Source organism: Paenibacillus woosongensis, assembly GCF_009725165.1.
Taxonomy (GTDB): Bacteria; Bacillota; Bacilli; order Paenibacillales; family Paenibacillaceae; genus Fontibacillus; species Fontibacillus woosongensis.
The window spans coordinates 292883-318397 of the sequence record NZ_WNZW01000001.1 but is presented as its reverse complement, the minus strand read 5'-3'; the positions used below and the strand labels follow the sequence as shown (position 1 = coordinate 318397).

Here is a 25515-nt window from a genome sequence, read left to right as displayed (position 1 = left end):
AATGTTAAAGTCAAAATCGAAGTTAACTGTCTGGCTGACATCAATTGTAATCATGGCTTCCTTGTTCTCTCCAGCATTGGTGAATGATGCCCACGCCGGCATAGCTAACGGCAGCAAGTTTTTGGGCAATATCATTGCGAACAGCGTTCCTTCCAATTTTGCTACGTATTGGGATCAGGTTACGCCTGAGAATTCAACGAAATGGGGTGCGGTAGAGGGGACGCGCAACAGTATGAACTGGAGTGCGGCGGATACAGCGTACAACTATGCGAAAAGCCGAGGAATGCCTTTCAAATTCCATACTCTGGTCTGGGGCAGCCAAGAGCCCTCCTGGATTAGCGGCCTCTCCGCCTCCGAGCAAAAGGCAGAGGTGACCCAGTGGATTCAAGCCGCCGGCCAGAGATATGGAAATTCAGAATTTGTCGATGTCGTAAACGAACCGCTGCATGCGAAGCCCTCATATAGAAACGCCATCGGCGGGGATGGAGCTACAGGCTGGGATTGGGTTATCTGGTCTTTTCAGCAGGCAAGACAAGCCTTCCCTAACTCTAAATTGCTGATCAATGATTACGGAATTATCAGCGACCCTAACGCGGCGGCTCAATATGTGCAGATCATCAATCTGCTCAAGGCCAGAGGGCTGGTTGACGGCATTGGGATCCAGTGTCACTATTTTAATATGGATAATGTATCGGTAAGTACGATGAACAGCGTTCTGAATACGCTGGCGGCGACAGGGCTTCCGATTTATGTATCCGAGCTGGATATAACGGGCGATGACAATACCCAATTGCAGCGGTACCAACAGAAGTTTCCTGTACTTTGGGAGCACCCATCCGTTAAAGGCATCACTTTGTGGGGATATATCCAAGGACAGACCTGGGCGTCGAATACGCATCTGGTAACCAGCTCCGGTGCCGAGCGGCCAGCCATGCAATGGCTGAAGCAATATTTAGGCGGAGGAGGAGGCCAGCCGGGAACAGGCACGGGTTCGGGCGCCTATGCAAACTTTGAATCGGGTACGGATGGATGGTCCGCCAGCAACGTCGTATCCGGACCATCATCCTCGGCCGATTGGAGCTCGAAGGATACAAGATCGCTGAAGTCGACGATTAACATGTCCAGCGGCAGCGGGCATTACATGTTCAAGAGCGGAAACGCAGACTTCACCGGCTACAACCAGCTTAGAGCAACAGTAAAAGGCGCTAATTCCGGTAATTACGGCTCCGGATTAGGCGTGAAGCTGTATGTGAAATATGGCAACAACTATGCCTGGGCAGACAGCGGCTGGAAGACAATCAGCGCCGGCGGCCAAACCGATCTGACCTTGAATTTATCCGGCGTAGACAAGGCCAATATTAAGGAATATGGCGTTCAATTCATCGGCGCAAGCAATGCGTCCGGCCAAACCTCCGTATATGTGGATAACGTATATTTGTGGAATTAATGGTTCGAGTTACTCCGAGCGATTGGTGAAGCAAGTTTTTCACGTTCGGGCTGGTTGACAATGAGAAAGTCCGGGCATATAATATCCAATAACTTCAAACTTAAATGTGATGAATAGAAATAGTAGAAGTGAAATGACCTTGCAGAGAGCCGTTGGGTGGTGGGAAACGGCAGTGTCTTTCAATTCGAACTCGTCTATGAACAGCTGCCTGACAAGTAGGGCCAGCCGGAATTCCACCGTTACAGGGATAGATGGTGTTAGCCATCGAATGAGCTCATTTCACGGGAAATGAATTAGAGTGGTACCGCGGGTTAAACCTCGTCTCTATACGTAGAGACGGGGTTTTTTTGTTGGTTAAATTCCGGGTTTAACCAACCCCGCTTCACATATATATTTTTATTATGGTCTGGGAGGTAACGTGCATGAATCGAAAAATCATCGTGCTGGATACGACTCTGCGGGACGGGGAGCAGGTTCCAGGCGCAAAGCTCAATATGCAGCAAAAAATAGAGACGGCGCAGCAGCTAAGGCGGCTGAATGTCGATATTATCGAAGCCGGTTTTCCAGCATCGTCAGAGGGAGATTTTCGCGCTGTACAGGAAATTGTCAAAAGCGTCGGCGATAGCGTATCAATCACAGCACTGGCTCGGGCGGTTAAGAGCGATATAGACGCCGTATATGAAAGTATAAAATTGGCGCAGGACCCGCTGATCCACATTGTGCTGGGTACGTCGAACATTCATGTGGAGAAGAAATTCAGCCGTTCGAAGGAAGCGGTTCTGCAAATGGGAGTTGATGCGGTGAAATATGCCAAAACCCTGCTTCCCCACGTACAGTATTCCACCGAGGATGCGTCGAGATCGGATTTCGAGTACTTATGGAAGACGATCGAAGCGGTTGTAAAGGCAGGCGCCACCATGATCAATGTGCCTGATACGGTTGGCTACGCCGTACCCGAGGAATTTGGCGAACTTATTCGCCGAATCCATGAGCGGCTTAAAAATCTGGATGACCGAGTCATCTTAAGTGTACACTGTCATAACGATCTCGGACTGGCCACGGCCAATACCCTCAGCGCCATTAAAAATGGAGCCGAAAAAATCGAATGTACGATCAATGGGCTTGGAGAACGCGCGGGAAATGCTTCGCTGGAGGAAGTGGTTATGGCACTTAAGGTCAGAGAGAACTACTATCAGTGTCATACCCATGTCCAAACGAAGGAGCTGCTTCGCACCTCCAGGCTGGTCAGCCATTTGACAGGACTGGATGTACAGGTGAATAAGGCCATTACGGGTGAAAATGCATTTGCCCATTCCTCCGGAATTCATCAGGACGGCTTGCTGAAGGATAAGCAGGTCTACGAGATTATGTCGCCGGAGGAGGTCGGAGCGGATAGTATGGAGCTGATTCTGACGGCCCGTTCCGGCAGGCATGCCTTTAAGAATACGGTAGAGAAGCTGGGTTTCGACACGGGAGAAGAGATGGATTTCGAACAGCTTTTCGAGGAGTTTTTACAGTTGGCCGATGCCAAAAAGGAGGTATATGATCACGACGTATTTTACCTGGTCACAAATCACCGGGCAGTTGACGGTCATAGCAAGCAGCTTTATGAGCTCGTCTCATTTCAGGTGATCACGAATGATGTGTATCCCACGGCTATCGTAGAGCTGAAGAAAGGCTCGGAAACGCTAAAAGGCAGCGCTGTTGGAGACGGTCCGATCGACGCGCTGTATAGTGTTATCCGATCTCTGGCCGGCCTGGATGTCCAGCTTGAGGATTACAAGATCAACAGCTTGTCTCGCGGCAAGGAAGCCGTCGGCCGGGTGAATATTCGAATTCAGTATGAAGGCAAAGTATACTCGGGCCGTGCGATGGATACCGATATCATTAAAGCCAGTGCACTTGCTTTCCTGAATGGCATCAACGCCGTTCTGCTCGAGCAGGCAATTCCGTGAAACTAAATCGCTAAAATGAATAGAGGTGGAAGCTCATGATGGCTTCCGCCTCTTTGTTATTCGCGTCGTGCCTCCGAAATCAGCATCGTGGCCGAAGCGGAATATGCGCGGTCCAAACTACTGGAATTACAGCGAATATTAGGATAAAGTAGGATTAGTTGTGGGTTTAATACATAAGGGTTTACTCTGCAATACAGCTCTTGCATGCAAAGTGAAAAGGGTTGGAAATTTGATGGAATGAGCGTGTAGAATCAGAAATGAAGTATATAGTATTAATGTATCTGGTATCAAGTGATCTGGTATCAAGCGATCTGGTACCAAGTGATCGATGGATCTATCTAAGCATAGAAACATCAAGATACCGTGGTATCCAGCTATTCGGGCATTGGTACTAAGGTGATACATTTTGAGGGGTGTAAGCTATGGCAGCAAGCAAAATTTTAGTAATAGGCAGCATTAACATGGATTTGGTGTTACGAGTGCCATATATTCCGCAGGTGGGCGAAACCTTGCTTGGCAGCTCTGTCGAACGGGTGCCAGGCGGCAAGGGGGCCAACCAGGCGGTAACCGCAGCAAAATTAGGGGCTGACGTCTCCATGTTGGGCAAGGTTGGTGGGGATGAATTCGGCGGCCCGCTTATGGATAATCTGAGACAGGCAGGCGTAAACACAGATTATATCGATCTTGTATCTGCGGCATCCTCGGGGCTCGCTGTCATTCAAGTCAATGATGAGGGAGATAACAGCATCGTTGTAATGCCGGGCGCCAATGACCTTTGTCATCGAGATTACGTGGCGGCGCATGAGAGCTTAATCAAGGAAGCCGACATCGTTATTTTACAAATGGAAATTCCCTATGAGGCGGTTTACGAGGCTGTAGATCTGGCAAGCAAGCATAGTAAAACGATCATATTAAATCCGGCCCCTGCACCGGACTCCATTCCTGATGAGGTGCTTGGCAAACTGGATTATTTGATTCCCAACGAGACCGAACTGGAGAAGCTTAGCGGACAGACCGTCAATTCTATCGCTTCCGCAGAGAACGCGGCTAAAGTGCTGCTAGCCAAAGGAGTGAGCAGCCTCATCGTTACGCTCGGCATCAACGGATCCCTGTACGTGGATGTGAATGAGACGTTTCATGTCCCGGCAAGAGTGGTGAAAGCCGTGGATACAACGGCGGCCGGCGACTCGTTTGTGGCAGCCTTTGCCGTCAGCTTGTCCGAGGGGAAGAGCGTGCAGGAGGCCATTTCCTTCGCTACGAAAGTATCGTCGATCGTCGTAACCAAGGCCGGCGCGCAGACATCGATTCCAGAGCGGAGCGAGGTTGACCATTTACTGTAGGTGAAGCAGGTAAGCTGCTTATTTAGAGCCATATATATGTTGTTGTTGTTGTTGTTTTGCAGCCCTGCTCGTAGGAGCGGGGTTTAGGTTTTCTATATGTGGAGATTGTAGTGAGCGTGTAACTTAATGAGCCGTGTTTGGACTTTTATGCGGGTAAAGACTCTGAAATGCAGTGAGCATGGGATGTTAAGCATTGTAGGCGTTGTGATGAAGCGATGTGAAGTGAAGTGAAGCTCAACTTTACCGGACCCTAGTTCCTCTATTTCGGCAAAAAGCCGTAAAATCTGATGCTATCGGACCGTAGTTCTGCTATTAAGCGTGTTTCGGCGAGAATTACCTCACAATTAAGCCAATAGCTGATCCTGTGTCCGTTAATCTCTAAAAAACGGTTAAAAATGTGAAATAGAGGATCTGTTGTCCGTTGGCCTTAACTAGAATCACTTCAACATTGCGCAAGTTCCCCACACTCGTCAGTTCCCCGGGCTACCACCACATCATGCACTTCTTCACTAAACGCTCTACGTATAGCTTTCTCACCCAACCCATCACATATATCCTCACCCACCGAACCCGGCACACTCTATCTGCTATGCACTTCATCAAACGCCCTATGCACATAGCTTAGGCATACACCCCACACCCCACACCCCAGATGCACCAACCCTACTTTCTTTAATCCTTATAATTCCCTACATCTATCCTAGAGCAGCATCTCAAACTCACAGTTACTTGATGACTTCTCACCAAACCCCATCAAACCTCATCAACCTTATCAACATCAAACCTCGCCAAAATTTAACCAAAGCTCATTTTTACTTCATCCTCCCTAGCTTCCTAGTTCCCAACTAACACCTATAACCTCAGTTTATAGCTCCGTCCCCGCTGCTTTCCACTAGCAATGCACAGGATACTCATGTCAAGTAGACGATGCAGAATCCGTCTGGCGTGCCGGTCGCTAATTCGCAAATGATGGGCAAGTTCGGAAGGAGTAAAAGGGCGCAGCGCACGGCGGGCAAAACGTATCGTTTCAGCTTCAAGCCAGGACAATTGGGAAGGTGTATCCATGGAAATAAACCTGCCTATGAAGGATAGAACTAGCTGCTGGCATTCCTCGGGTTCGTCTTGAATGGACAAATAGGCGATCGGCAGAAAAACCCATCCGTCCAGAGCAAGCAAACAATGCCTCCGGCATAAATCCTTGAATCTTCTAACATCCAAATCCCTCGCGTGAGGCCCGTATCCCTGAATTTCAATTCCGCCTTTCGCATCCCCAGGCATGTAGGCCAAATCCAAATAACGATATCCGCTATGGAAATCGCGTACCTCCCACTCGGGATACAGGTTGTTAAAATTACCGACCGCAGGAAACCAAACTGACCGCAAAAACGCCACTGTCCCATGTCCGAGTCCCTTTTCAAGCAGCTCCAGTCGCCGATGGTTCTTTTCCTCCGATATATGTTTCTGCATCCAGTTGTCATATTCTTCTTTAAAACGCTGCATTGGCTGCACACCCTCTCATTATTATGAATCGGCAGCAACTGGAACCAAAAATGCCGCTCCGATTCAGCATCGCCTTCCTTTAATTAAGAAAGGGATGCTTGTATCAAAGCGGCATGTGCTCCATGACCGATTCCATGTTGAAATGAATGACATATAAGGTAAGTATAGAATGAAACTGTCTTAGTCAGCAAGCTTTCAAGTGTCCTCATCTGGATTTGAAAAATTAACTTTTTATCCGATAAAAGGAATATACGATTTCTCGACGTGAATTTCAAAAAGTCTATTTGAGAGGCGGATCTACTTCATCATGACAATCTGGGAGAGACTGGACATTGAGCCGACCCATGACCTGAAAACCATAAAACGCGCCTATGCGAAAATGCTGCAAGTGTACCATCCGGAAGAGGATGCCGAAGGCTATCAAGCTCTACGCGAGGCTTATGACAGAGCGCTGAAATTCGTCAAGGAGCAGCAGGTAAGGAGAGACGCTGAGGCGGAAGCGTCAGTGTCAGCGTCAGCATCAGTGTTAGGGGCAGAAGTGTCTATAGATGTTTCGTTAGCTTCAACAGGGCCAGCAGCGGTACCATATGAAGACAGCTCCGATCATGCCGATAACTGGGGCAACCCGGAAGTCGATACATATGATGATGAGCTAATAATCAGCACCGTTCAGCAGTTTATAGAGAAAGCGGCAGAGCTATATCAACATTTTCCCTCACGAATTAACCCCGAGCTATGGATGCAGCTGTTGAACTCGGATGTTGCCTGGGACACCACGTACAGACGGAGTCTAAACACGGCAATGCTCGATTTTGTACAAAGCCATAGGTTTTTTCCTTCAGCGATATGGAGACTGCTGGAAGACTTTTTCCATTGGAAAGAGGAGATGAGGGAATCTCTGGAGCCTCATATCGTGAAGATTCCGGTTTCTTTTAAAAAATATTATCTGGAACAGCTCAACGAAGACGGATTAAATTATGAATACCTGCTTCGAGCGGAAAATATCAATATAGATGAATTTCTGCAGTATCGAGAGCAAGCTAATCAATCGCTTAAAGAGAGCAAGCTGGAGGAAGCTGGACAAGCCCTGAAGCTTGCTCTTCAATTATTTAACGATGATCCTGATTTGCTTCGTCTGCTTGGTGAGTATTACTCTAGAACATCGCAATATGGTCTTGCGGTGGATGTGCTGAGAAGGACATTGCAGCTACAGCCGGATGATATCGCCAGCTATTACAATCTGGCCCAGAGTTACTACTACAGCAAACAATTTGAACTAGCCATACTGGAATGTGAATCCATCCTAGAGAAGTGGCCTGAATATCTGGAGGTAAGAATTTTACTGGGTCAGTGCTATGATGCCCGCGGACAACTCGGGCAAGCTCTAACCATCTTTAGATCTGTCCTCAAAATGACCGATCGAAGTGACAAAGCATATTTTAAAATCCGCAAACAAGCATTGCGTGGTATTTTTGAAATTGAATTTCCAGCAAAACGTAACGAAGCTGAGAAGCACACATTCGAAGATGGTCAAAATAATGACAAAGATCCGGAAGGAAGCCGCGATCAGAGAAGTTCAGTCAACTATGGGCTTCTTATATTTGCTATCTTGTTGATATTGAAATTCATCCTCACAAGATAAGTTTGCTTAGCTACATAAATAAAATTTGTTCTCACCCGTATAGTATGCTGTACTAGTTAATGGGAATAAATGGACATGACGCATGAATTTCACGTATACGGGGGGCACCGCATGCATATTGATTGGTCACAAACCCAGGTCTACAACACCATCATGTCCGTTGCAACAGGGATCGCGCTGCTGATGCTGGTCCGCTTCAGCCAGCATGTTACCCGCGGAGATAAAATCAGCCTCGAAGGCTGGTCTATTGGCTTTGCCATTCCCGGTTTTATTTTAACCTTGACGGGCGGAGCGATGACGCTTACCTGGCCTTTGTCAAAAATCGGGTTTCCGTTCGATGACATCATATTTGGCGAACCTACACTGGCTTTTGGCGTCATGCTGCTGGGCGGAGCTATCCTGATTTGGCGCAGATCGAACCTCCATCATAAGGCGGAGCTAAGCGACAAGGAAGCCAAGCAGCAATCTGGAGTGATGACTTCACAGCTAATCGACATGATTCGGCCCCTGTCCTATTTTGCTGCCGCCATGGGGCTGGCGCTGATATCTATTGCTATCGCCGGCGTATATTATCAGTTATTCGCCGCGCCGCCCGAAGAGCCGATATCCGGACGGTTTGCGGATTATCCGCTGCTGGAGGCTTCTTTTATATCTGGTCTTTACGCCGTTACCGGCATCGGGGCGATTCTCCTGCCATTTTCCCTGGCCACAAGAAATCCAATAGTCACCCGCATTATGGGGTTATGCTGGAGAGTCACGGGGATCCTCTTCGTCCTGTTCGGGGCGATGAATTACTTTACGCATATCGGGCTCATCATTAACACGATGTGAGCCGAACTAAGCGAATACGGAGAGGCTGCAACCGACTAAGGCTGCAGCCTTAGTTATGTACCTCGGGCCTAACGCCATAACATGCCGGATGGTATAATTGCAGAGTCAGGAGGGTTGTACAGATGAATACTCAACAATTTCTGCAGCTGGCGATCGATTTAGCCCGCACCAACGTGAAGGAGAAGGGCGGCCGGCCGTTCGGAGCCGTCATTGTGAGGAACGGCGAGGTTGTGGCGACAGGCGTCAATACCGTGCTGGAAACGAAGGATCCGACGGATCACGCCGAGATGAGAGCTATTCGGGAGGCCAGCCGCGTATTGGGAAGCGAGCTGCTGTCCGACTGCGAAATTTACGCTAGCGGGGAGCCGTGTCCCATGTGCCAGGGCGCGATCCAGCGGGCTGATCTGAAGGCTGTCTATTACGCATCCCTCAAGGAGCTTGCCATGGAGGCGAAGGTCGTCCCGGCGGGGAGCAATCCGAATATTCCTTTTCAATACATTGAGATGGTGAATGGATCTGAGCCTTTTGAATTATGGACCAAGCGCAAGGAAAATATGGAGTAGGGCAAAACGGAACGCCATGCGTTTCGTCATAACGCTGCGGGGGCAGCAAGAACAGGCCATTCCCAGCAGTTGGGGTGGCCTTTACTTTTATTTTGGAGAAATTAAAGTAAATTGTGCATTGTTCTTATACAAATCAGCTATTGGAGTTGCTAATATATAAGGAGAATTTTCGAAGCGCTCGCCAGTAATTACTTGGAAGCGCTATCTTATTGTCATCGGAGAGTGAACCGTCATAATACGCGTAGCTATTATCGGTACAGGGTCTATTGCACATTCTCATGCGGCTGCTTATGCCTCTTTTTCAGAGCGCTGTAAGGTGGTTGCTTTAGTTAATCGTCATGAAGACAAAGCCATTTTGCTTCGGGACAAATTTCAATTCGACTGCAAAGTCGTGCAGGATTATAAAGAGCTGCTTCATGAGGAGGAGATCGACTTGGTGTCGATTTGTACTCCGCCTCAAACGCATGCCGAGATTGCTAGTGATTTACTGCGTGCAGGGAAGCATGTGCTCGTCGAGAAGCCGATGGCGATGTCGCTTGAGGAATGCGATCAAATGCTGGCGGCTGCCGCTGAATCTGGATGCATTCTGTCCGTCGTGGGCCAGAACCGCTTTCATGGACCCAATTGGAATTTGAAGCATATCCTAGATTCCGGCTTACCGGGGAAAATCGTCCATGCCCAGGTCGATTCGTATCATTGGCGCGGTGAGAGTTATTACGATCTATGGTGGCGCGGAACCTGGGAGCAGGAGGGGGGCGGCTGCACGCTCAACCATGGCGTTCACCACATGGACATGCTGTTGTGGATGATGGGGATGCCGCAAAGCGTGCAGGCTGTCATGAGCAACACGTCGCACCGGAATTCGGAGGTCGAAGATATCTCGATTGCGATCCTTTCTTATGCGGATGGGGGCTTGGCGCAAATTACAAGTTCCGTCATCCATCATGGGGAGGAGCGGCAGATGGTATTTCAGGGTGAGCACGCCCGTATTTCTTCTCCCTGGAAAGTGTACGCCTCGACGGCGAAAGACAATGGGTTTCCTGAGCGGAATCTTGCTTTGGAGACGGAAATCGAAGCTTACAGGGGTGGGATTGAACCGCTGCTGTATAGCGGGTTTGAAGGGCAGGTTGATAATATTTTGACAGCCATCGAGAATGGATCGCATCAGGTACTTATCGACGGACAGGACGGAAGAAATGTGCTGGAGTTGATAACGGCCGTTTACGAGGCATCCATAACGAAGCAGCCCGTCAGCCTTCCATTGGCCAAAGACAATCCCTTTTATACGCGGGAAGGCTTATTGGCCCGTGCTCCCCGTTATAACGCCAAAACGACAGAATTAAATGCGAGTGAAAAGCAATAAGTCGGGAGGAAGACGAGATGAAGCCAGTAAAATTCAGCATTATCGGCGGGGCAGGCTTTCGGGCCCAATATTTTTTGCGTATTGCGGAGGCTCTGCCGGAGTCTTTCCAGGTCAGCGGTATAGTCGTCAGGAATGAGTCCAAAGCAAGAGAAATGGAGAAGCGGTGGGGTGTGACCACATATCGTTCGCTTGAGCAGCTTCTGAAGAGCGAAAGTCCTAATTTTATCGTCGTTTCGGTCAGCGGAGCAGCAGGGATGGAATATTTGTTCCAGCTGGCTGAGGCGGGCATACCGGCATTGATGGAGACGCCGCCGGCACCGGATCTGGAGGGCCTGGAGCTGCTGCATGATCGGCTAACGGCAATAGGCGCTCGCGTTCAAGTCGCGGAGCAATATCATTTTCACCCTATCCAAGAAGCGCGTCTCGCTCTCATTCGCTCGGGAAGACTCGGAAGAATTACGGAAACGACCGTTTCTATCTCCCATCTTTACCATGGTGTAAGCTTGATCCGCAAAATGCTGGGCATCACTTTCGAGGAAGTTAAAATCAGAGGCATGCGTTTCCAGTCCGAATGGGTGCAAGGCCCGACGCGCCAAGGCCCGCCAGCCGAAGATGCGATGATTCCTTTGCAGCGGGATTTAGCTTGGCTAGATTTTGGAGACCGGCTCGGGATCTATGATTTTACGAAGGATCAGCATCGTTCCTGGGTGCGCTCGAACCATCTTTCCGTTCGCGGGGAACGCGGAGAAATATTCGACAGCCGGGTTTTAATCCAGCAAGAATCGACGATACCGCTGCAAATGGAGCTAAAACGGATAAACAAAGGGGAGCTCGAAAATCAGGAGGGTTACTTCCTGCAGGGCATTTTGTGCGGCGACCAATGGCTCTATGACAATCCGTTTGCTCCGGCGAGGCTGTACGATGATGAAATCGCCATTGCCCGCTGCCTGCAGCGCATGGCTGAGTATGTCCAAGGCGGACCCGAGTTCTATAGTCTTGCGGAAGCGTCGCAGGATCATTATTTGGGGATGCTGATCGAGAAGGCGATCCTGACCGGGGAGACCGTTGCATCAACAAGACAGCGCTGGGCGCTGGATCGGCCATAACAAAATACAGCCCGACGCCATGGATTGAAGGCGTTTGGGCTGTTTTTTTCTTAGAACTCGAGCATCCCGAACTCCCTGCCCTCCGGGTCGCTGAAAGCAAAGGCTTTCAAGCCGTCTTCCTGTTCTGTTAGAGCGGTAACGCTCACGCCTTTGCTTTGCAGGTAGCGATGATCCTCCGCCGCGCTGCTCGTGCGAAATTCGCATACTCTGTACTGAATGACGCTGACAGGCGACTCCACCACATTTACCGGGATATCCTTGAAGCAGCGGAAGCGGGCGTTCTCCAGCGAGTCGGTAGGGTGATTAAACGAATATTCGATTTCTGCGTCAAATATGTCCTGATACCACTCAAAGGAGCGGTCAAAATCGGTCAGACTGATAAAAATGCCATCGATCCGAAAATAATTGTTTGGCGTATCAGGCCAGGAAGGATCGCTGATGATGTTAAACGGATTGCCGTCCGGATCATGCACGTCAAAGTCGACATAGTGGAGCCAGTTCTCCGGCCGATTGGCCCGTACCTGCGACTTGTCCAGCATGTCGTAAGCTTTTCGCGCATCATGCGCTTTGAAGTTAATAGGTACCGTATCGTATTTGTTCAGTTTGCCGCACTCCACGAGCGTTAAAGTGGTTCCTTCGGCCAGGCGCAGTTTTGCCCGATCTGAATTTAGCTCCTGAAGCTGCAAACCGAAGTGCTGCTGGTACCAGCGGGAAGAAGCTGAAGCGTTGGTGACGGGAAAATAAAATTCATGCAATCCGGTAATATGCAGGGCAGAGATGCGGTTAGGCTTGGACATTCAGAATCATCCTTTCTAAATATCTTGATAAACAAGGCTTCCAGTTACCGGAAGGTCAATCTTTTTTTAGAATAACATAAAACTTGCAGCTTCATATTCGAACAATTAGGCCAAATTGGACAAAGAGACATAATTCGACAAAATAAATTTAAATAATTCATAATTCGACAATATCTCGTTCCGTTTTTATACTCAGCATGATAAAATACCTAATAACAAAGGCCTAAATACCCATTATTCCATACATATGAGATAGAAGGTGATCGTTCCGCATGACAGACTATTCGTCAATCGATACGCTTCTGGAGATGTTCATCTTCGAAACATCGACTTTGCTGGAGCAGCTTGAGCAGACCATTCTCGATTGCGAGCAAACAAAGGATTACGGCTTGGGCGTAGTTAATGAGATTTTCCGGATCATGCACACGATTAAAGGCTCATCCACCATGATGGAGTTTCACAACATTTCCACCTTGGCGCATGTAACGGAGGATCTTTTTTCGTTTATTCGGGAAAGGCAGCTTCAGCTTGCCGATGATTCGGCCGTCTCTGAGCTGATGCTGGGCAGCATCGATTTCATGAAGGTGGAGATGCTGAAAATCAAAAACGGCGATCCGGCGGACGGTGATGCTTCATTTTTAATTGAACAGTTAAGGTCGCTGCTGGCGGAAATGAAGAAGTCGCACGGGACAGGCAATGCAGCAAGCGGTACGACAATAAGTGTTCCTGACCGGCAGTCCCCCATGGAGCCAAAGGAATCAGGGACATCGCTTGAAAGCGGGCATTTCAGATATATGGCCGTTCTCCGCTACGATGAAGGGTGCGAGATGGAGAACCTTCGCGCCTATCAAGCTGTCATGAACTTGCAGAGTGAGCTGCAATCGATCGCCCATGTTCCAGAGGATTTGCTGGAAGATGAGAAGGCAGTGGCGGATATCCGCCGCGAAGGTCTGCGTTTGTCGTTCCAGACGGACAAGACGTATGACCAAATTTACCAGCTTCTGCAGCAGATCAGCTATGTACGGAGCATCGTGCTTGAGAAACAACCGGATACGGGTGCTCCGTCCGTAGGCGAATTCACGCCCGAACTGGTCAAGGAGCAGCATAAGCTCGATTCTCCTGTGATTCCGCTGAGAGAAGCAACGCCGAGGGCGCAGGAGGAAACAAAGCGGGGCGCCTCATCCCAGCAGTCCAACTTTATAAGCGTACATATAGCAAAGCTCGATGAGCTTATGGATTTAGTTGGCGAGCTTGTCATCGCCGAAGCGATGGTCACGCAAAATCCCGATTTGCAGGGACTCGGCCTGGAGCTGGAGCAATTTCAGAAGGCTTCGCGCCATCTTCGTAAAATAACGACAGAAATGCAGGATATGGTGATGTCGATTCGCATGATCCCTTTATCCGGCACGTTTCAGCGCATGCACCGCATCGTCCGTGACATGGGCAAGAAGCTGGGGAAGGATGTGCGGCTGCAGCTGGTAGGAGAGGACACCGAGGTAGACAAGAACATTATTGACCATATTGCCGACCCGATTATGCACATGGTGCGGAATGCCATCGATCATGGGTTAGAGAGCGGTGAAGAACGGATACTGAGAGGGAAGCCGGCGTATGGAACGCTTACGCTGGAAGCGAGCCACGCCGGCGGCGAGGTGCTGATCCGGATCAGGGATGACGGGCGGGGCTTGGATAAAGAGAAGCTGCTGCAGCGGGCCAGGCAGAATGATTTACTCGTGAAGAACGAAAGCGAAATGACGGATAAAGAAATATACAGCCTCATTTTTTTGCCCGGATTCTCGACGAAAGACCAAATTACGGAGTTTAGCGGCCGCGGAGTCGGGATGGACGTGGTCACCAAGAATATCGAATCCGTTGGCGGTGTCGTGACCGTTGACAGCGCCCTGCATGAAGGTACCGTGATTACGATCAGAATACCTCTGACTATGGCGATTATCGATGGTATGAACGTTAGGGTAGGAGAGTCTCGTTATACACTGCCGACAACAGCGATCAAGGAGTCCTTCCGTCCAGAGGCCGGCGATATTATCACCGATCCGGATGGTGGCGAAATGATTATGGTGCGCGGACAATGCTATTCTATCGAAAGGCTGCATAGGCGGTTTGGGGTTCAGACCGATGTTACCAGATTGACGCAGGGGATACTCATCATGGTCGAGCAGAATGACCGGCAGATTTGCATATTTGCGGACGAGCTGATTGGCCAGCAGCAGGTGGTAGTAAAGGCGCTGCCTCCATATATCCATAATTTGACCAGCATTGCAGGCGTCTCCGGATGTACGCTGCTGGGCGATGGGAGCATCAGCCTGATCCTGGACGTCCAGGGCTTGCTGAACGGCAAGTAGTCCAGGCGGCGAAGCATGTTGTTTTTTTTGCTGCTGCTGAATAAGGAAGTGATCCAAGAAAGGAGGAAGGCATAACATGTCGAGTCAGATGCAGCAAGAGGATATCGAAATCGAGGACACGCAAACAGGTAAATTTCTGACCTTTCAACTGGAGGAGGAATTCTACGGTATTGAAATCAGGTATGTCACGGAAATTATCGGCATTCAGAAGATTACCGAAGTTCCGGAAATGCCTGACTATTTACGGGGAATTATTAATTTGCGCGGGAAGATCATTCCGGTGATGGACGTGAGGCTTCGCTTCAAGAAAAGCTTTCGCGACTACACGGACCGTACCTGCGTCATTGTGGTCGACATTAAGGATATCTCTATCGGACTTATTGTGGACAGCGTGTCTGAGGTGCTGTTCATTCCGGAGGAGGAGATGATACCGCCGCCAGAATTTCATAAATCGACGTCTAAATTCATTAAGGCCATCGGCAAGGTCGGGCAGGATGTCAAGCTGATTCTAGACTGCGAGAAGCTGCTTCACGAGCAAGAGGTTGAGGATTTGGGCGAGATCGTCCGGCCATAAACTGGCAGGGTTCTGGATATATTCCGGAAAATAATACTGGCAACGAAGGTTCAAATCATAAGACAACGGAGAGGAAGTGGTTCCCCTGGCTAGAGCATTTCGCAATTTAAGCATTGGCAAAAAGTTGAATATCGGATTCATGGCTGTCCTGGTCATTTTGGTGACATTATCCGTGATCAGCTACCAGAACTTCAGCAGAACCAGCAAAGCAATGGATTGGAACGAACATACATATGAAGTGCTGATGGGATTGCAAACCGTCCTGGACAGTATGGTCAATATGGAGACCGGGCAGCGCGGATTTGCGCTAACAGGGAATGAAAGTTCTCTTGAACCTTATGTAAGCGGCAAAGCCAGCTTTGAGCAGAGCTTTAATCATGTAAAGGAGCTGACCGCGGACAATCCATATCAGCAGGAATTGATGAATAAAATTCTATCCTTGCATCAGGAATGGGTGCAAGTCGCCGAGAATAGCATTCAGCAAAGACGGAATGTTGCTAACGGCATAGGTTCCATGGACGATATCGTTAAAGATGAGCAGGCAGCAAAGGGCAAAGCTACCTTTGACGAATTCAGGGCTATTATTGCGGAGAGCTCGGGCATAGAGTCAAAACTCTTGCTAGAGCGCAGCCAGGAAGTCGATAGAATAGAGTCGATGACCAAAACGTCGATCATCGCGGGTTCTGCTGCAGCCGTTGTGCTGTCGCTGTTGATTGCTCTCATCATTACAAGATTGATCACGCGCCCGATTTTTGAAGTGAAGCAGGCAGCTGAACAGGTTGCGGACGGAAACCTGGATGTTATGGTACAGGTACATTCGAAGGATGAGCTCGGAGCCCTGTCCGAAGCGTTCAGAATTATGGTGCATAACATGAACGACGTCCTGGCGAATATTAATACGGCAGCAGAGCAAGTCTCCTCCGGCTCGCGCCAGGTATCTGAGACGAGCATGTCTCTGTCTCAAGGGGCTACGGAACAGGCGAGCTCTGTGGAACAACTGACCGCCTCGTTAGAGGAAATTGCCGCGCAGACGAAGCAGAATGCCGATAATGCGACAGAGGCCAATGTATTAGTTGAGACAGCTAGAGAGAATGCTGTCCAGGGCAATACGCAGATGAAGGAAATGCTGGGCGCCATGGACGATATCAACAAAGCTTCGGAGAGCATTTCCAAAATCATTAAGGTCATCGATGAGATTGCCTTCCAAACGAACATTCTGGCGCTAAATGCCGCGGTTGAGGCAGCAAGAGCAGGACAGCACGGCAAAGGTTTTGCCGTGGTTGCTGAGGAGGTACGGAACTTGGCGGCCCGCTCGGCAAACGCAGCGAAGGAGACGACGGAAATGATCGAGGGCTCCATCCGCAAAGTGCAGGACGGCACGAAAATCGCCAACGAAACGGCATCTGCCCTCCAGCATATCGTGGAGGACGTGGCAAAGGTGGCCGAGCTGGTGAACGAGATTGCTATAGCCTCTAACGAGCAGGCCTCCGGCGTAAACCAGATCAATTTAGGGTTGATGCAGGTATCGCAGGTGGTGCAGGCGAACTCGGCGACCTCGGAAGAGAGCGCGGCAGCGAGCGAAGAGCTGTCGGATCAGGCAGAGCTGTTGAGAGAGCAGGTTGGCAGATTCAAGATCAAAAGCCAATCTCCGCCAGCTTACCGGGAGCATGGGCAGTTGAATCCGGAAGTGATGAGGCTGCTCGATTCGATGTCGGAGAAGAAAAGAATGCAGGCATTTGCAGAAGACGGCGACCCTGCAGCGGCCGGAACCGCGCCGCGTAAAATTATGCTGTCGGATCACGACTTTGGCAAATATTGAGGATCATGACAACCGATGTTTACGATAACGGATAGAGAATTTGCGCAGCTCGCCTCTTATATTCATTCGAACAGCGGCATTTATCTGAAGCCGGAGAAAAAAATGCTAGTGCTCGGCAGGCTGCATCAGGTTCTCCTGCAGCTCGGCCTTGATAATTTTACCGATTATTACGAGTATCTGGTCTCGGATCAAAGCGGAGCCGCGATGGGTACGCTGATCAATAAAATTACGACCAACCACACGTTTTTCATGCGGGAAGCGAATCATTTTCATTATTTTAAAAACCATGTATTGCCGTATTTAAAGCAGACTGTGGCGAGCAGGGATTTGCGCATATGGAGCGCCGGATGCTCAACGGGAGAGGAGCCATACTGCCTCGCTATGCTGATGGACGAATATTTCGGCATAAGTAAGAAGGAGTGGGATACAAAGCTGTTGGCCACAGATATATCGGACAAGGTGCTTAGTCTGGCGAGACAGGGAATATACGAGAAGGGAACGATCGGGAATCTCCCCAAGCATTGGAGGAACACATATTTTACAAAGCTGGACGAGGACCGGGTCCAAATTGCCGAGGGCATCCGCAGGGAGATTATTTTCAGGCGGTTTAATCTGATGTCGCTGAGGTTTCCTTTCCGCAGGAAGTTTCACGTTATCTTTTGTAGAAATGTCATGATCTATTTCGATAACCGCACAAAAGCGGAGCTTATTCAGCGTTTCTATGATTGGCTCGAGCCGGGCGGGTACCTGTTTATCGGGCATTCGGAGACGATTGACAAGACGCAGAGCCGATTCCATTATGTTATGCCTGCGGTGTTCCGCAAGAATTGAGGGAAGGCAGTAGGAGGCGTATGAAAAGCAGGATAAAAGTACTGGTCGTCGATGATTCTTTGTTGTTTCGGACTTTTATAAGCAAAGGAATATCCACTGACCCCGCGCTGGAAGTGGTGGCGACCGCAAACGATCCCTTTGACGCTAGGGATAAAATCATCAGGTACAATCCGGATGTGATGGTCTGTGATGTGGAAATGCCGAGGATGAACGGCATTGAATTTCTGCGCCGCCTCCTGCCTCAGCATCCGCTGCCCGTCGTTATTGTCAGCGCGGTGAGCCAAGCAGTGTTTGAGGCCATGAGCGTGGGGGCGGTGGATTTCATGACCAAGCCCGATATGAGCGCTCTCGGCAGGATTGAGCCGTTCGTGGAGGAATTGATTCAGAAAATCCATATCGCTGCCAAGGCAACGGTTGTCAGTCCTGCCATGACGGTCATCGAACCTGTTCCTCATGCAGAGAGGATGAGCACGGACAAGAAGCTGATTGCCATAGGCGCCTCAACAGGAGGCACGGAAGCCATTTATAATCTGTTGAAGCTGATGCATCCACAGCGTTACCCAGGGCTTGTCATTGTCCAGCATATCCCGCCGGTGTTCTCCACGATGTTTGCGGAGCGGTTGAACCGGTTCACCGCATGGATGGTCAAGGAGGCGGAAACAGGCGATATCATCGAGCCCGGCAAGGTATTGATGGCACCTGGCGACCGCCATATCAGGATCAGGAAATTTGGCAGCGGTTATAAAGTCGTTTGTTCTCAGGGGGAAAAGGTAAGCGGGCATTGTCCCTCAGTTGACGTATTGTTCGAATCTGTCGCCAAGGAAGCCGGCAAAGAGGCGCTTGGTGTGATTCTGACTGGCATGGGTTATGACGGAGCGAGAGGCATGCTCGCCATGCGCAGAAGAGGAGCAAGGACGATCGGGCAGAACGAGGAATCGTCAGTTGTTTACGGAATGCCCAGGGCTGCCTATGAACTGGGCGCCGTGGAGAAGCAGGCTGCGCTGCAGAACATTCCCCGCCTGATCAACGCCATGCTATAATCGGTTGGAGTGAAGGATCGAGCGATGTAATGAAGGAGGACTCCATTTGGCGATTACGATACAGCAGGTTTTGGATCAATTGACGGCGCCTGCACCCGCTCTAGAGAATACGGTGGACAGGCTTCTAACGGGAGATCCGGGCGACTCCGTAACTGGAATTGGCATTACATTTATGCCGACGCAGCAGGTGATTCAGCATGCCGCTGACTTGGGCGTCAATTTATTGATTACTCATGAAGGCCCTTATTACAGCCATCATAGCCAGACGGATTGGCTGCAGGGGGATTCGGTCTACGCACAGAAGCAGGGATTGATCGAGGCTTCGGGGCTCGCGATGTTCAGGCTCCATGACTACATTCACAAATACGAGCCGGACGGAATTACGGCTGGCTTAGTGCAGGCATTGGACTGGGAGGATTATATTGATCGCATTCACCCGGCCTCGACGATCCTTGATCTGCCGGATATGACTGTAGCCGAGATTGCGGATCATTTGAAGCTGAAGCTTAATGTCCCATACGTCCGTGTTGCCGGGGATATGACGATGCGCTGCAGACGGACAGGATTGCTGGTCGGGTATCGCGGCGGCGGCGCAAATGCGATTCCTTTATTTGCCCAAGAGAATCTGGATTTGATTATTGCCGGAGAGGGGCCGGAGTGGGAGACGCCCGAGTATGTGCGAGACAGCTGGCAGCAAGGACGGTCTCGTGCCTTAATCATGCTCGGCCATGCCGAGAGCGAGGCGCCTGGCATGAGAGCTTTAGCGAAGCGGCTGGAAACGTGGTTCCCGGCAGTTCCGGTTCATTTCCTGGAGGAACAGCCGCTATATCAAATTGTGTGATCATCAATACGCCTTAATAGCAAAGACGGTGCCCGAGGTTCCTCGCGGCAGCCGTCTTTGCTTTTGTTTGCTGCAAAAATAAATCCGCATGAGTTGACTTACTTGGATTCTACGTATGATTCTCCGACAATTTGTGAAAGTGAATACTTGTCCACAGGGAGGGACTTTTCTAGAAATGTTGCCACTTCTTGCTGCTCAAGATCGTACATGATTTCAATTTCTTTGGAGAATAAGCGCTTCTCTCTCATTAGAAGGGCTGCCATTTCCGGAACGGCGCGTACCTGCAGGGATTCTGCTTCCAATACTTGGGACAGTGCCTTCACATAGTCTGCTAATGATCTGGCCCCGACGATTTTCACGCCTTTATTGTCACTATTGACCATAATGATCGTCGGGAAGCCCCGTACTCCAAGCGACCGGGACAGCTCGAAATCCTCCTCCAGCAAACTCTGTGCAGCAGGCATGGCGGCTTGGTCAACGATATCGGCTCCATTCAGGCCCACTTGGCTGACGATATCGGCGAGCACTTCGTCGGTACCGATGTTTCGATTGAAGGCAAAAACCGCTTCCCTCGCCCGCCGCAAAAACGTATCTGCCAGCTGCACATTCTGCTGCTGAATGATTTTATATACTCGAGAGGGAATGTATGAGGATTGCACGGGATTATCCAGCCACAGTGAGCCGTCGATCGGCATGCGGGAATGTTCGCCGACTTCGCGCCAGTGGCCGGCTACATCTGCCGGACTTTGAATGCCGTTGCTGACATCGGCAAAGCCGTTCCAGCTCTCCAGCAAACCGCCCATTACCGTATGGAACTGGAAATAATGTCCGTATTGCTCCTGAAAGCGTCTTAGTACGGGCTCAAGCGCCCAGCAGTGGGAGCAGATGGGATCGGTGACATAATAAAGCTTCACTTTCTTCTCAGGCTCGTTCAGATCGATAAGCTCCACCGTATCGTCGCCCGCTTCACCGCATACTCCTGTTTGTAAATCACACATCATATTCTGGGTTGTCATATGTTTTCTTCCTCTTTTCCGTGTAGATTCTCATATTGCTGAGCCCATTTCTGGATAGGCGTTAACGCTGCCGTTAAAGACCGGCCCTTCTCCGTCAATTCATATGAAATGGTAACCGCGGGGTTTGCCGTAATCTTCTTCTCGATTAAACCGTATTCGATCAGCTCGGCCAGCTTCAAGGACAAGGCCCTTGATGTGATGTCCGCTAAATCCCGCTTGATATCCGAGAAATGAGCGGAACCATTTGCGCATAGGGACAGATAATGAAGGATCAATCCATTCCACTTCTTCCCAAGGATGCTGAAGGAATACTCTAGGTACGGGCAAACTTGAATAATTATCGCCTCCCTATGTAACATGAGATATATTAATTATATCCGCTATAAAAAATAAAGCAAGTATAAAAATTATACATAAAATTAATGCAGAATTGTGCTCGCTCCGATAAAATAAGGGGGATGTCCGAAAAATTTACATATTCATAGGGAGAGCGTTATGACGGGATTTTTTATGACGATTTGGCAGCGGCTTGGCATTGAGCCTACAAATGATATCAAGGAAATTAAGCGGGCATATGCCAAGCAGCTTCAGGTTTATCATCCAGAGGAAGACGCCGAGGGGTATCAGGAGCTCCGCGAGGCATATGACCGGGCAATAAAGCTAGTTAAGCAGCGGATAGATCGTTCAGATGATCACATCCCTGTTCAAACCATAGAGCGACACGAGCCAGAAGACCAAGAAGACCAAGAAGACCAGGAAGGCGAAGAGAACGCGGCCGTTTTCATTTCTAGGCTCCCGCGTGATGCCGGGGTTGTTTTTTCGGAAACAGAGCTTCATGAACTTGGGGATTCCTCCGAAAGTGTCGATGAGTTCATAGCGCAAGCAATCGCCATATATGACCATTTCCCAACCCGGATTTCAAGAGACGCATGGATTGAGCTGCTCAATTCCAAGATAGCTTGGGACATCTATAGTAAAGATGAAATTAACTGGCGGATGTTCGAGGTACTAAAAAGCCGCCGCTATTTGCCTCAAGAAGTGTGGCAGCTGCTGGAGGGCTTCTTTGGATGGAGACACGAGTTTACGGCGCAATGGAGAGAGCAAGAATTTGCCGGAGCCGATCCCTTCCTAGAGTACTATGATAAGCAGTTGGCCGAACCTGGGCTAAATTATGAGTTTCTGTTAAGTGCGGGCAATATCGACTATGACCGATTTTTAAGCTGCCGGTATAAGGGCTTTCAAGCCCTGTTCGTCAATGATTTGAAGGAAGCAGGGAGATTTCTTGAAGAAGCCTATGGTCTCTTTGCCGAAGATCCCGATCTGCTCCGTCTGCTGGGTGAATATTACTTGCGAAAGGGGAACGAGGAACAAGCCCTGCAGGCTTATGGAAGGCAGATCAGAGTCGTGCCGGATGAGATGGAGGGCTACCTTGCTCGGGCTCGCATCTTCTTCCGGCAAGGACAGTATGCTCAAGCTGTAGAGGACTATCAATGGGTGCTGTCTCGGATACCGCATCTGATGGAGGCCAAGCTGTCGCTGGGCCATTGCTGGCTGAAGCTAGGCCAAGAAGACAGGGCCAGAACATGTTATCTGGAGGTAGGAGAGCAGGCAGATCCCGCTTCTCTGGAAGCGGTACAGGCGCTGCAAGGATTGGCTCATGCTCACCCTGAGCATGTAAGGAAGTTGTACAACGAACGGAGAGCAGCCCGACGACAGAAGTTCGAACTGAAATCATCTTGGCTGCAGATCTGTGTGTTTGTACTCACGCTGCTCAGCTTAGGCTGGTATGTGCATTCTGTGATGATGGAGACAAACATCAAGAAGACCGCTACGGTTACAAGCCTTGATCAACTGGAGAATGCCCCAAAAAACAGCTATGTGACCATAACTCTTACGGACGTATTGGACGTTGGTTTAGGCCTGTATGAACTGCAAATGGGCGAAATGAAAGGAACTACAATGATTCAGGGGAGATCCGCATCTGAGAAGAATTTGCAGTATTACGGCTTTGCCAAGCACTATATTTACATTGGAAGCTTGGAAGGGCAGCACATCGTATTTCTATCGGAAAAATGGCTTGGGGACAGCGCTTCGCTGCTGATGCGCCCCGTGACCATCACCGGGTATGCACGTATGCTGGAATCCACGGATGTTGAGTCTGCAGTCTCTTTTTCACTTCGCGGTCTGCCCGCCGAAACCCAGAAGACGTCTAAGCTTTATCCGAAATATATCGAAGAAGGTCCGCAGCTTCAGAACAAGTCTATGGTCGGCCGGGGAAATTCGTTGGCTTTTTATTTATTCCTATGTTGTGTAACCTGGGGTCTTCGTTTGCATATGAAGAAGAAAAAAGCGTGGAAAGCTGCTTATTCGGAAAGGACAAGCCTATGATTAGAGCATTGAGAAGTCGGATTTTTTATTGTGCGATGACTGAAGCACTGTTTTTGAATGACCCGCTGAACGATCACAGTGTCGCGGGGTTGAATCGGCTCAGCGTGCTGTCCAGTCAATTGCTCGACAATTGGATGTATCATCACTATGGAATAAAAAGTTCAATAACTTGCGACAGAAAACTGAAATGGCTGCTGTATGAGGGATACAGATCAGAGTTCAAACAGTTGAGGGATAGTCTGGCTGCCTTGCCAATGACGGAGCGCGACCTGTACATTGCCAGTCTTCCAGACTCCGATGAGCGGAAGAGCAAATTGAGGCGGGTTAACCAGCTCATGCCTAATTTGGGCCGGCCGGGGATTGCGGCTTATGATTATGCGTTATATCTGGCCGTCGCTCAATCTGGCGTCAGATTGGGTTATTTGGCTTTCAATGAAGCGCGGTTCTTTTCACGAGAAATTGCCAAGCTGGCTCAGAGCCAGTATGAGAGCTGGGACGAATATCATTTGGCCTGCATCGCCGGTATGCATTATCTTAGCGGCAACGATAAATCTCAAAAAGAGGATTACAGCACGTATATGCACGCGCGAATGCTGTCCCGAAGGCTCAGTCCCAGCAAGCGGATCAGTTGGCGAGCCAAATTGTAGGGCTCAGCATGAACAAAAGGCCATTAGAGAAGGCTTGATCCAGTGATCAAGCCTTCTTACAAATTATGCTTCCCCCTAATTCCACTTGCTTAATGGAACAGTTTGCGGATGTCTTTCATATGCTCCATCGCCAGATCATAGCCATGCTGGCATGTATCGCGCAGCTTGCCGACATTCTTCTCAAAGCTGTCCAGCGGCACCTTCGGACGGATAATGACCGCTTGGCCCTCTTGCTCCAATCGCTCGCAATAGGCGACAGTCTCATTATAACGTTCATGCCTCGTCAGCAATATTTCCTCCAGCAGCGGGTATTTTCGTCTTAATAATCTGGCTACCGCTGCATTTTGCTTGCTGAATGTTTTAACGTACCCCTCCGGCTGGGTCAAAATAATTAAATGCTTCTCATTGCCGTCCTCAACGGCCTTGCGGATCGGAATCGGGTCGGTTAACCCGCCGTCATAGTATTTGGCGCCGTCCATTTCGATTGCCGGAAAAAACATGGGAATGGCACAGGTAGCCCTGAGCATGGTCATTGCTTCGTCAATTTGCAGACCATCCATATATTCCGGCCGGCCGGTCAACGCGTTGGTAACGCCGACAAGCAGCTTGCCTTCATAGCTGTTGAACGTTTCCATATCGAAAGGGATCAGTTGGCCTGGAATTTCACCAAAGATGAAATCCAGCCCGAACAGGCTGCGATGGCGCAGAAAATTCCGGTATCCAATGTAGCGGGGATCGTTGCGGTACTGCTCCACGATATCCAGGTTCCTTCGTTTCTGCTTGGATATATAAGAAAATCCATTACTGATTCCCGCGGATACTCCAATGCAATAAGGGAACATAATTTCCTCGTCCAGCAGCGCATCCATGACGCCCGCGCTGAAAATCGGGCGCAGAGTTCCCCCTTCCAATATTAAGCTTGGCACTTCAACTCACCTCATTAGGTACATATAGGATGAAATAACAGGAATAAACACTTCTATATTATAGTTTAATGTCGGAGCTATTTATTATCAAACGTAACAGATATGATTTTTGCGGCGGGAATAAAGACAAGCCTTCTGTTTGTATCGCGGATTTCAAAATTATCACTATGAACAGCGACCAGTGTTCCAGGAATGGTTAAGCTCATTGTCTGAATGGCAAGAGACTCGCCGGCGAATTTGCTGAGCCGTTCCACCGTCTCGGAATCGGGGAATGTAGCTGCGGCGAGCAGGCTTTCCAAATGCTCAACCCGCTGCTTCAGCAGCTCTAGCCCAGCATGCAGCAGGCGGAGCTCCAGCTTGCGCCGTTTGAACAAGCGGCTGAAGATGCCCATCATAGATTCCTCCTTTCTGAATATGATGTGAATCGCAATATATCGTATGCTCGATAGATTCATAGAGTTTGGACAAGTGTGCTGCCAGCAGCGTAAAGTTATTTTAAGATATTAGTACGTGTAAAAATGCGGTA

The 25515-nt window shown here is 49.5% G+C and carries 22 protein-coding genes, 1 pseudogene and 1 other annotated feature; of the genes and pseudogenes, 17 read left to right on the top strand and 6 right to left on the bottom strand.

Annotated elements, in window-relative coordinates:
- Positions 1-52 precede the first annotated feature (52 nt).
- From GNP95_RS01565 to rbsK, 4 genes and pseudogenes are all read left to right on the top strand, one after another.
- A pseudogene (locus GNP95_RS01565) lies at positions 53-955 on the top strand (endo-1,4-beta-xylanase); the annotation flags it as partial.
- Positions 932-1447: a hypothetical protein gene (locus GNP95_RS26510; protein ID WP_330163281.1), complete on the top strand. Its 516-nt coding sequence runs from the start codon at positions 932-934 to the stop codon at positions 1445-1447. The pseudogene GNP95_RS01565 and the gene GNP95_RS26510, both read left to right, overlap by 24 nt.
- A gap of 100 nt (positions 1448-1547) precedes the next feature.
- Positions 1548-1776, top strand: a binding site (T-box leader).
- A gap of 93 nt (positions 1777-1869) precedes the next feature.
- Positions 1870-3402: a 2-isopropylmalate synthase gene (locus GNP95_RS01560; RefSeq protein ID WP_155609163.1), complete on the top strand. Its 1533-nt coding sequence runs from the start codon at positions 1870-1872 to the stop codon at positions 3400-3402.
- A gap of 422 nt (positions 3403-3824) precedes the next feature.
- Positions 3825-4742: a ribokinase gene (gene rbsK, locus GNP95_RS01555; protein WP_155609162.1), complete on the top strand. Its 918-nt coding sequence runs from the start codon at positions 3825-3827 to the stop codon at positions 4740-4742.
- Positions 4743-5594: 852 nt separating this feature from the next.
- On the opposite strand, the gene GNP95_RS01550 is transcribed toward rbsK, so the two are convergent.
- Entirely contained in the window at positions 5595-6242 is a 648-nt protein-coding gene (locus tag GNP95_RS01550) for a transcriptional regulator (protein ID WP_155609161.1), read from the bottom strand.
- A 307-nt stretch (positions 6243-6549) separates the two neighbouring features.
- On the opposite strand from GNP95_RS01550, the gene GNP95_RS01545 reads away from it, so the two are divergent.
- The 5 genes from GNP95_RS01545 (at position 6550) to GNP95_RS01525 (ending at position 11747) form a co-directional block, all read left to right on the top strand.
- Complete coding sequence (locus tag GNP95_RS01545; RefSeq protein ID WP_155609160.1) at positions 6550-7884, top strand: J domain-containing protein; 1335 nt, start codon at positions 6550-6552, stop codon at positions 7882-7884.
- Positions 7885-7995: 111 nt separating this feature from the next.
- Positions 7996-8715, top strand: coding sequence for a DUF981 family protein (locus GNP95_RS01540; RefSeq protein ID WP_155609159.1), 720 nt, complete (start codon positions 7996-7998; stop codon positions 8713-8715).
- 122 nt (positions 8716-8837) lie between these two features.
- The gene (locus GNP95_RS01535; protein WP_155609158.1) at positions 8838-9278 is read left to right on the top strand and encodes a nucleoside deaminase; all 441 of its coding nucleotides are present in this window, start codon (positions 8838-8840) and stop codon (positions 9276-9278) included.
- 232 nt (positions 9279-9510) lie between these two features.
- On the top strand, positions 9511-10641 hold the full coding sequence (locus GNP95_RS26505; protein WP_330163280.1) for a Gfo/Idh/MocA family protein: 1131 nt from the start codon (positions 9511-9513) through the stop codon (positions 10639-10641).
- A gap of 17 nt (positions 10642-10658) precedes the next feature.
- Entirely contained in the window at positions 10659-11747 is a 1089-nt protein-coding gene (locus GNP95_RS01525; protein ID WP_155609157.1) for a Gfo/Idh/MocA family protein, read from the top strand.
- A gap of 50 nt (positions 11748-11797) precedes the next feature.
- On the opposite strand, the gene GNP95_RS01520 is transcribed toward GNP95_RS01525, so the two are convergent.
- Positions 11798-12544: a VOC family protein gene (locus GNP95_RS01520; RefSeq protein ID WP_155609156.1), complete on the bottom strand. Its 747-nt coding sequence runs from the start codon at positions 12542-12544 to the stop codon at positions 11798-11800.
- Between the two features lie 272 nt (positions 12545-12816).
- Here GNP95_RS01520 and GNP95_RS01515 point away from each other — a divergent pair, with 272 nt between their 5' ends.
- The 6 genes from GNP95_RS01515 (at position 12817) to GNP95_RS01490 (ending at position 20012) form a co-directional block, all read left to right on the top strand.
- On the top strand, positions 12817-14907 hold the full coding sequence (locus GNP95_RS01515) for a chemotaxis protein CheA (protein ID WP_155609155.1): 2091 nt from the start codon (positions 12817-12819) through the stop codon (positions 14905-14907).
- Between the two features lie 76 nt (positions 14908-14983).
- Positions 14984-15481: a chemotaxis protein CheW gene (locus GNP95_RS01510; protein ID WP_155609154.1), complete on the top strand. Its 498-nt coding sequence runs from the start codon at positions 14984-14986 to the stop codon at positions 15479-15481.
- A gap of 124 nt (positions 15482-15605) precedes the next feature.
- Positions 15606-17300, top strand: a complete 1695-nt coding sequence (locus GNP95_RS01505) for a methyl-accepting chemotaxis protein (RefSeq protein ID WP_196427039.1) — start codon at positions 15606-15608, stop codon at positions 17298-17300.
- 15 nt (positions 17301-17315) lie between these two features.
- Complete coding sequence (locus GNP95_RS01500; RefSeq protein ID WP_155609153.1) at positions 17316-18131, top strand: CheR family methyltransferase; 816 nt, start codon at positions 17316-17318, stop codon at positions 18129-18131.
- Positions 18132-18151: 20 nt separating this feature from the next.
- Positions 18152-19171 (top strand): protein-glutamate methylesterase/protein-glutamine glutaminase, encoded by a 1020-nt coding sequence (locus tag GNP95_RS01495; protein ID WP_155609152.1) that lies wholly within the window; start codon positions 18152-18154, stop codon positions 19169-19171.
- Between the two features lie 46 nt (positions 19172-19217).
- Positions 19218-20012, top strand: a complete 795-nt coding sequence (locus GNP95_RS01490) for a Nif3-like dinuclear metal center hexameric protein (RefSeq protein ID WP_155609151.1) — start codon at positions 19218-19220, stop codon at positions 20010-20012.
- A gap of 98 nt (positions 20013-20110) precedes the next feature.
- On the opposite strand, the gene GNP95_RS01485 is transcribed toward GNP95_RS01490, so the two are convergent.
- Both GNP95_RS01485 and GNP95_RS01480 read right to left on the bottom strand, forming a co-directional pair.
- The gene (locus GNP95_RS01485) at positions 20111-21028 is read right to left on the bottom strand and encodes a DsbA family oxidoreductase (protein WP_155609150.1); all 918 of its coding nucleotides are present in this window, start codon (positions 21026-21028) and stop codon (positions 20111-20113) included.
- Positions 21025-21363 carry a winged helix-turn-helix transcriptional regulator gene (locus tag GNP95_RS01480; RefSeq protein WP_330163279.1) on the bottom strand — a complete coding sequence of 113 codons (339 nt, stop codon included), beginning with the start codon at positions 21361-21363 and terminating at the stop codon, positions 21025-21027. The genes GNP95_RS01485 and GNP95_RS01480 overlap by 4 nt, the downstream gene beginning before the upstream one ends.
- A 160-nt stretch (positions 21364-21523) precedes the next feature.
- On the opposite strand from GNP95_RS01480, the gene GNP95_RS01475 reads away from it, so the two are divergent.
- Both GNP95_RS01475 and GNP95_RS01470 read left to right on the top strand, forming a co-directional pair.
- Positions 21524-23416, top strand: coding sequence for a J domain-containing protein (locus GNP95_RS01475; RefSeq protein ID WP_155609148.1), 1893 nt, complete (start codon positions 21524-21526; stop codon positions 23414-23416).
- Between the two features lie 35 nt (positions 23417-23451).
- Positions 23452-24063 carry a DUF1266 domain-containing protein gene (locus GNP95_RS01470; protein WP_196427038.1) on the top strand — a complete coding sequence of 204 codons (612 nt, stop codon included), beginning with the start codon at positions 23452-23454 and terminating at the stop codon, positions 24061-24063.
- Between the two features lie 89 nt (positions 24064-24152).
- Here the strand turns inward: GNP95_RS01470 and GNP95_RS01465 are convergent, their stop codons facing one another.
- Both GNP95_RS01465 and GNP95_RS01460 read right to left on the bottom strand, forming a co-directional pair.
- On the bottom strand, positions 24153-24989 hold the full coding sequence (locus GNP95_RS01465) for a patatin-like phospholipase family protein (protein WP_330163217.1): 837 nt from the start codon (positions 24987-24989) through the stop codon (positions 24153-24155).
- Between the two features lie 77 nt (positions 24990-25066).
- The gene (locus tag GNP95_RS01460) at positions 25067-25384 is read right to left on the bottom strand and encodes a DUF2642 domain-containing protein (RefSeq protein WP_155609146.1); all 318 of its coding nucleotides are present in this window, start codon (positions 25382-25384) and stop codon (positions 25067-25069) included.
- Positions 25385-25515 lie beyond the last annotated feature (131 nt).